This is a genomic window from Micromonospora sp. NPDC000207, from assembly GCF_040300925.1.
Taxonomy (GTDB): domain Bacteria; phylum Actinomycetota; class Actinomycetes; order Mycobacteriales; family Micromonosporaceae; genus Micromonospora.
Window position 1 is genome coordinate 21871 of record NZ_JBEPEQ010000078.1, and the last position, 6936, is coordinate 28806.

At 66.1% G+C, this 6936-nt stretch carries 10 protein-coding genes; 5 read left to right on the top strand and 5 right to left on the bottom strand.

The window, feature by feature from the left end:
• Positions 1–374 precede the first annotated feature (374 nt).
• A complete protein-coding gene (locus ABT336_RS27565) occupies positions 375–602 on the top strand; it encodes a hypothetical protein (protein ID WP_502891207.1) in 228 nt (75 codons plus the stop codon).
• A 74-nt stretch (positions 603–676) separates the two neighbouring features.
• On the opposite strand, the gene ABT336_RS19070 is transcribed toward ABT336_RS27565, so the two are convergent.
• Together ABT336_RS19070 and ABT336_RS19075 are read right to left on the bottom strand one after the other, a co-directional pair.
• Positions 677–871 carry a DUF397 domain-containing protein gene (locus ABT336_RS19070; RefSeq protein ID WP_350897954.1) on the bottom strand — a complete coding sequence of 65 codons (195 nt, stop codon included), beginning with the start codon at positions 869–871 and terminating at the stop codon, positions 677–679.
• Positions 859–1605 carry a helix-turn-helix domain-containing protein gene (locus ABT336_RS19075; protein WP_350897955.1) on the bottom strand — a complete coding sequence of 249 codons (747 nt, stop codon included), beginning with the start codon at positions 1603–1605 and terminating at the stop codon, positions 859–861. Before ABT336_RS19075 ends, ABT336_RS19070 begins: the two co-directional genes overlap by 13 nt.
• A gap of 245 nt (positions 1606–1850) precedes the next feature.
• Between ABT336_RS19075 and ABT336_RS19080 the strand changes: the two genes are divergently transcribed.
• Positions 1851–2036: a hypothetical protein gene (locus tag ABT336_RS19080; protein WP_350897956.1), complete on the top strand. Its 186-nt coding sequence runs from the start codon at positions 1851–1853 to the stop codon at positions 2034–2036.
• Positions 2033–2602, top strand: a complete 570-nt coding sequence (locus ABT336_RS19085; RefSeq protein WP_350897957.1) for a hypothetical protein — start codon at positions 2033–2035, stop codon at positions 2600–2602. The genes ABT336_RS19080 and ABT336_RS19085 overlap by 4 nt, the downstream gene beginning before the upstream one ends.
• Before the next feature lie 202 nt (positions 2603–2804).
• Here the strand turns inward: ABT336_RS19085 and ABT336_RS19090 are convergent, their stop codons facing one another.
• A complete protein-coding gene (locus ABT336_RS19090) occupies positions 2805–2990 on the bottom strand; it encodes a hypothetical protein (RefSeq protein WP_350897958.1) in 186 nt (61 codons plus the stop codon).
• Positions 2991–3521: 531 nt separating this feature from the next.
• On the opposite strand from ABT336_RS19090, the gene ABT336_RS19095 reads away from it, so the two are divergent.
• Positions 3522–4160, top strand: a complete 639-nt coding sequence (locus ABT336_RS19095) for a hypothetical protein (protein WP_350897959.1) — start codon at positions 3522–3524, stop codon at positions 4158–4160.
• Positions 4161–4275: 115 nt separating this feature from the next.
• The gene (locus tag ABT336_RS19100) at positions 4276–5058 is read left to right on the top strand and encodes a hypothetical protein (RefSeq protein WP_350897960.1); all 783 of its coding nucleotides are present in this window, start codon (positions 4276–4278) and stop codon (positions 5056–5058) included.
• 661 nt (positions 5059–5719) lie between these two features.
• Here ABT336_RS19100 and ABT336_RS19105 read toward each other — a convergent pair.
• Positions 5720–5884 carry a hypothetical protein gene (locus ABT336_RS19105; protein WP_350897961.1) on the bottom strand — a complete coding sequence of 55 codons (165 nt, stop codon included), beginning with the start codon at positions 5882–5884 and terminating at the stop codon, positions 5720–5722.
• Positions 5885–5911: 27 nt separating this feature from the next.
• A complete protein-coding gene (locus ABT336_RS19110) occupies positions 5912–6610 on the bottom strand; it encodes an RHS repeat-associated core domain-containing protein (protein ID WP_350897962.1) in 699 nt (232 codons plus the stop codon).
• Positions 6611–6936: the final 326 nt, after the last annotated feature.

Below are 6936 nucleotides of genomic sequence, written 5' to 3' on the forward strand. Positions count from 1 at the left end.
ACCACCGAGCCGCTCGTGTACCGGACGACAGCCTGTCGTCTGGTACATGAGCGGCGAGGTCACCGAGGCATCCGGCGTCACCCCGGACCGGAGGTGATCGCCGGTGTTCGTGCGCGGCATCTCGCTACCGCCCGGTACGCCGACCCCCGCACCGGGTTCTTCCTGCGCGCCGAGTCGTACTACAACGTGGCCACCGAGATCGAACGCCTCGACGCCGACCCGGACTCCCCGTCCCTGCTCGGCGCCTACGGCGGATCTCCCCCCACCACCGTTCCCACGGCGAGTCATTCCTCGACCTGGTCAACCATCGGTTCGGCCCGCAGGGGCTGTACCTGCTCGACGAGCCGGAGGCGGCCCTGTCCGTCCACGGATGCCTGGCCCTGCTGCTGCGCATCGCCGAGCTGGTCGACCAGGGCAGCCAGTTCATCATCGCCACCCACTCGCCGATCCTGCTGGCCAGCCCCGGCGCGACGATCCTGCACATCGACGCCGACGGCACCATCGCACCCGTCGACTACGACCAGGCCGAGCCGGTCACCCTGACCCGGGCGTTCCTGGCCGACCCGGGCCGCTTCCTGCACCACCTGCTCACCGAGCGCTGACCCGCTCCGCCGACGGCTCCGTCATCGTCGGAACCCGCCCCGGCCGAAGCCCAGGGTTCCTCGGTGCGTCGGCCTCAGCGCTGCGACGCCACCGCGCCGACGAACGCCCGCCACGCCCCCGGGGCGAACGTGAGCGTCCCGCCGTCGCGGTCCTTGCTGTCCCGGACACCGACGACCCCGGGAAGGTTGTCGGCGACCTCGACGCAGTCGCCGCCGTTCGAGCTGCTACGGGTGCTGGTACGCCACTGTGCGCCGGTCAGGTCAGCCATGCTCGCGTCCTCATGAAATCGATGGACTGGTCACGCGGCAGCGCGACCGACCTCACGGTATCCCACACCGCCCAGAGCGCGGCAGTCTCGTCCGTGACCCGCCCGGCGGCCTGGTCGTCCAGGTATCCGACGTCCTCACCGTCGGGCATGGTCGCGATAATGAACGGCCCTGCCTGTCCAGGATGGAGCCCCGCCGTCAGCGGTAGGACGTGCACCATGACGCTCGGTCGTTGTGCCATCTCGACCAGATGGTCCAGCTGCTCCTCCATCACCTCGCGGGGACCACGCCGCAACGCCGCCTCGTCGATCACGAACACGGTCAGCGGCGGCTCGTCCTTGTCGAACACGGCCGCCGCCCGGCGCATCCTCGATTCGACGAGAGCTTCCGCCTTGGCGGCGAGCGGCCCGCTGGTGAGCACCGCACGGGCGTACGCTTCGGTCTGAAGCAGTCCCGGGATCACGGTCGCTTGAAAGCACCGCAGCCCGACGGCTTCGCGCTCGATGTCTGCCCACGTCCGGAACCACACGGGCTCGCTCCGCTTGAGAACGTCCGGCCAGAGATCTGTGACGTCCCGCCGCAGCAGCTCGGCAACCTTGGCTCGATGCCGCGACTGCGGAATGCGGCCGTCACTCACCCACCGGGCCGCCGTCTTCGGGTCGACACCGACCTGGCCTGCAAGGCTTTCGGCGGTCTCCCCCGCCTCGACCATCGCTGCCTTTACCGCACGGTTCATCCTGATCACTCCATGGGACGTCCTGAATATCTATCAGACATCATGCAACGCTGTGTATTCGTCGCGCAACTGACAGCACAGTGGGAGACGGGACGGTCGTGGTGGGGCCTGCCGAGGTGCGTGAGGAGTCGCCACGGGTGCGGGCTCCCCGACCATCGCGACCGTCCACGGGGGCCGCCGCCGGGCATCCGGCAGACCGGGGTGCGGCCCCCACTCGGATCTCACTGACGCGAGAGGGACCATCCATGCGATTCGGTCGAGGCAAGCACCGACAGGCCGAGCAGAGAAGGCACGCCGAGCGCCCGCGTACGCCACATGCGACTGACTGGGCGAACGCCCGCACCGCCGCGTACCCGGTGGTCCGTCCCGGCACCGCCGGAAACCTGACGCCCGCCCAGGCGTGGCGGGCGAACCAGGGCAGGTCGCGGTGACGGTCCCCGCCCGGCTCGACGGCGCGTCGCAGCACATCGGGTACGGACCGCTCTGGACCTGCGAGCAGTGCGCCCTGCCGTGGCCGTGCCCGGCGTTCCGCGAGGCCGGGGCCTCGGCGCAGATGCTCGGCGGACTCCTCTACATGGCGCACTGCGCACTGCGGGACCTGCGGCACGTCCCGCCGGTCGAGGTCGTACGCAGATTCCTGTTTCCGCTGGACGGCCTCTCCGACGTCGACGCCCGACGGATCACGCTCAACCTGCTGCGATCGCGGATTCCGGTGCCGGACCGGCCGCGCACGTCCCACGTACCGATGCGACCGCTCTGGCGCTGCTCGGCGTGTCGGCGGGACTGGCCGTGCGAGCCCGCGCGGCGCTCGTTGGCGGACGAGTTCGATGGGGATCGGGCGTCGCTCCTGGTCCACCTCGGGGCGATGCTCGCCCATGCCGGCGATCAGCTTCATCAGATCGGGCAGCGCCCGTCACCAGCCGCCCTCGACCGTCGATTCCTGTCCTGGGCGCGGGCGGTGCCCCAGACCGCGTCTCCCGGCCTGCGCACACCCTGACCGCCGCGACCCGAGCACCACCAGCCATACCGCCCGACACGCCGGACCTCCCGAGCAGGCCGCCTTGACCTGCGGCCCTTGGGCCGTGGAAGCCCTGCACGCCATCAAGGACACCTGAACCTGCCTGCTCGACGCCGGTTCCGGTGGGGGTGTTGTCGGCATTCAAGAGGACAATTCCAGGCACCGACGTCCTTCGTGGGTCTCACTTTGGATCGTTGCTCTTCCTACCGGCGACCAAGGCCACCGTCGACCAGACCACCAGCACGGCAGCGATGCAGCCGGACACGATCTCCAACGGCTGATCGAATCCGGATAGGACCTGCACGAGAAGGGTGCCGGACATCGCGACGAGGGTGAGCCAGTACAGCGGACGCGGGATGCGACCCATGTCTACCGCTCCTTTCGGAACTCATCGAGGCGAGCACTTCTTGGAGGCGTCTGAGTAGTTGCCCCGCGGAGCCGGCGAAGCGTAGATCTTTCTCGAATCTTTCCATCAGGCGGATTTCTCCTTGTTGTCAGCTCTCAGAGAGGCCGCAGTTGTCCGCTCGCATTTCGCAGCCTCGCCGGATCAAGACGACGCCGGTGCCGATCAATGCTCCTGCCCCCAGTCCTGCTGGGCCGCCGAGGACTGCTCCGGAACCTGCGATCCCTCCCACCACTCCAAGATCTGCGTACAGGTCGTTTCAGGAGTACATGCCCGTCGTTCGACGAAAGTAACGGGTTGCCTGCCGCAGCCGCGCTTCGGTGTTCGGCAACGCCGCCGACCTGGGCGACAGATAGTCATTTATCTACGTGCCGCCTACTGGGTCGCTTATGTAGGAAATTGCTTGATCTGCTTTCACTGATCCTTGTTGTCGATCGTCGCCGATGGTTACCGTTTGGTCTCGGGTTGTCACGGAAGCGCCATAGGGGAGGTCTCGTGAAAATCACCAGAGCATTGTTCGCCGCCGGCTTGGGCGTCGCGTCAATCGCAGCGGTCGTACCAGCCCCGGCGTCGGCGGCGTCGTTGGGGAAGGTTCCTGTCGTGGCCGTTGCGAATGCACCGGCCGCCGGGGCGGAGCCTGCGGGGCTGCATGTTGGTGCGAGGTTCGTGTCGTTCGTGGACGCTGAACCGGGGATCGCGCAGCCGGGAGCGGACGAGACTGCGGTCTACCTGGACAGCGATGGCAACGTCATTCCCATCGACCCGCAGCCAGCCTCGGAATCAACGCTGATCGGTTGCACCCCGGAGAACATGCCGGACAACCCCCACTGGTCTTCTCCGGACGTGTCGGGTCACGGAGCGTGGAAGAAGGGGAACTGCAACAACGACCGCGCCAACGTCTACAACTGCCTCTACGAGTGGTACACGGACAACACGTGGCGACAGAAAGCCTGTTCGTCGGTCAGGGAGCTCAGGCCGTACACCGGGGGTGCTGAGCGTACGGTGGCACGCCGAACCTGCAACGACCGGAACTGGACGTCCTGGCGCAACCACATCGACGTCGACGTGATCGGTGAAGTCGACACCGGTGAGCAGCCGTATAAGCAGGCCAACGTCGACTGCCGCGTGTACTAATACAAGAGGAAGCAACGTCGCACCTAAGAGGCAGCCAGGGGGACCCATCGTGTCGGAGCGCGGCGTCACCGCAGAGCCGGGTCTGGCACCTGGGTCCCTCCGGACAGCGGGCACAATGCTCGCCGCCTTGTACGGTGAGCTGGTCCCGCACCCCTGGCGCGACCCGGAGTCGGACACCGCCGCCCATTCGCTGTTCTACCACCGGTCGATGGCCATGGGTTGGCTCGACGACAGGTCGGCCGGGGGGGGCTTCAACGAGCACGTGATCCGCGCCCCCGGGCTCTGGGCTATGAACGACGCCGGCTGGAACCATCCGCTCGGCGCTGCCGGAACGGACTTGGTCTCCTGGTTTCAGGTCGAGGCGAGCGAGGTGCCCGGCGATCGGCCGCTCCCCGTGCAGCCATTCCTGCGGTGCGCCCAGGAGGCGACGGCCTGGGTTGGCACGCTGAACCTGTCCGCGGTACAGGTTCTGCTGCCGGTCCAGGGTCTCACCCCCTCGTCGCGTCCGCCCTACGCGCTCGTGCCCGCGATGCGGGTGAAGGAGTGGTTCGCCGAGGGCGCCCCGGCAGCCAGGACTCCGGTGCGGGTCCACATCAACAGCGGCCAAGACCCCTCGATCCCTGCTCTCGCACCGCAGCTCATCGATCATCTGACCGGGTTGGAGCAGGACGTGTTCGTCGTCCGGTCCCACGACCTCGCCCCTGACGCCGTCCTGCCTCCACCGATTGCCGACAGTGCTTGGAACAGCCCCCCGCTGCATGGGGTGGAGCTGAGTGGTGAAATCGCTGAGTGGTCGTGTGACGTTGTCGGCTGGTTGGCCGAGGTGATTGCCGACATCGCAGCCCGGCTCGGTGTCCGGGCACCGCTGCTGGTGACCGTCATCCGCGTCTCGGCCTGACCTGGCGGAGTCGGGTGAGCCGGCCCCGTAGCGGGGGACGGTGTGTCGGATGGGGCTTAGTACTCCAGCCGCAGCTGGTTAAGTTGGAGTCTTCGCTGGTAGTGGGCGGTTTTGGTGCGGTATTGGCGTCGGCGTCGCCATCGTGACCATCGATGGATGTGGTCGAAGGGTCGGATGGTGGTGATCAGGTGTGCCAGGAGACGGCGGACCTCGCCGAGGGTGAGTGGAATGAGGCCGTCATCGGATTCGGTGCCCCCCTTTTTCAGCGTCGCTTTTGGCGCCTTAAGAGCACGGCCGTCCAGACAGTTATTGCAAGAGAAGCGACAACGATCAGAAGACGGGCTACTTGCTCTTCCTTGCTAAGCCTCTCGGCCACGAGCGGCACGGCCACCCATCCGGCGAATGCGCCGGAGATCGTGGTGGCCGGCCCACAAATTAGCTTCCCTTGGTTCGAGCTTCCTGAAGAATGTCACTACATGGTCCCCAATCGAGCTGCCCATGAGGGTGATGCTGGCCGGCGACGCAGAAGTCGGCACCGTCGACTCCCGACTGGTCCAGTCGCAGCCGCTTCAAAGGCGATACCTGCCATTTCAGCAGCAGCGTTGGCCGCATCCGGCAGGAAGGCTGAGTCTCAGCCTTCCTGCCGGATGCGGCCGTTAAGTCACTTCTTGTGCAGCTGAGTACTGAGCAGCCCGACGGCCGTTGCAGCCATCAGCAGGCTGACCGAAAGAACAACGGTCCAACTAGCTCCAACGATGAGCTTGCCGACGATTATTCCGGTCATGAACATGGCGACGGCAAAAATTGCATACCTGTAGCGAGCCATTGTCTCCTCACTTGACGCGCAAATGTTCTACTCGGGTTTCCCCTGATCGATGACGTAAGTGAGCGCGCCTCCGACCGCGCCCGTTACCACCCCGACGGCGAGACCCGCCCCGCAGCCTGCCAAAATCGTACCGAGGCATCCGGTGACTCCACCGACAAACGCGGCTCCCGCTGATGCATAGACCAGTCCGCTCCAAGAGAACAGGCCAGTCGGGTCCACGAAGTTTATCGGGTTGCTCGATGCGTACGCGTACCGGTTCCCCTGTTGTGGGTCCCCGATGAACGACAGGTTGTCCTGTTGGGTGAAGCGGCCTTGGATGGGGTTGTACCAGCGTTGGCCGTACTTGGTGTAGTTGGTGGCGGGGTCGTGGATGCCGCCGGCGTAGCGGATGATGCTGGTTTGTCCGAGGCCGGTCTCGGTGGCGGTGAGGCCATTGCCGTAGGGGTCGTAGGTGTAGGTGGCGGCGGCGGTGCCGTCGGTCTTGACGATGGCGACGACGGAGCCGAGGGCGTCGAGGACGTAGGCGTGGTCGGTGGTGCCGATGCGCAGTCCGAGGGGGGTGCCGAGGCCGTCGCGTTCGACGTGGATGGTGGGGTTGAGGCCGTTGGTCCAGGACTGGAGCCAGGGCATGCCGTGCTGGTCGTTGTGTCCGTAGGTGAGGTTGGTGGTGCCGGCGCGGGTGACTTCGCGGCGTGAAGCCACACGGAAGACGCACGGCAGGATCACTGCTGCGCGAAAGAAAAATTGGTCGGACCTAGCCGACGGCGGACCCCACATGAATCGTCGCCAGAAGAGCCAGGAGATTTTTCACCGCGGATTAACGCGGCGTCGGCGACATGCCGAGAGTGCGCCCATGAGAGCCCCCGTGATTAATTGCCATACGGCAAGTTGCAGGAACGCTATCGGCTGAACAGATGGAAGTCAATGGAAGTTACGCTCGGACAGGATCAAGTGGAACTAAAGGATGTCTCGTAACTCGGTGATGGCGTTGCCGGTCAACGGTGTTGGTGTCACCCGGTCAGGATGATGTTGTGGAGGTGGGCGATGCCGGA

Coding starts and splice junctions, on each gene's coding strand:
- ABT336_RS19070 (WP_350897954.1), bottom strand. CDS start 871: ATGGCTGACCTGACCGGCGCACAGTGGCGTACCAGCACCCGTAGCAGC.
- ABT336_RS19075 (WP_350897955.1), bottom strand. CDS start 1,605: ATGAACCGTGCGGTAAAGGCAGCGATGGTCGAGGCGGGGGAGACCGCC.
- ABT336_RS19080 (WP_350897956.1), top strand. CDS start 1,851: ATGCGATTCGGTCGAGGCAAGCACCGACAGGCCGAGCAGAGAAGGCAC.
- ABT336_RS19090 (WP_350897958.1), bottom strand. CDS start 2,990: ATGGGTCGCATCCCGCGTCCGCTGTACTGGCTCACCCTCGTCGCGATG.
- ABT336_RS19100 (WP_350897960.1), top strand. CDS start 4,276: ATGCTCGCCGCCTTGTACGGTGAGCTGGTCCCGCACCCCTGGCGCGAC.
- ABT336_RS19105 (WP_350897961.1), bottom strand. CDS start 5,884: ATGGCTCGCTACAGGTATGCAATTTTTGCCGTCGCCATGTTCATGACC.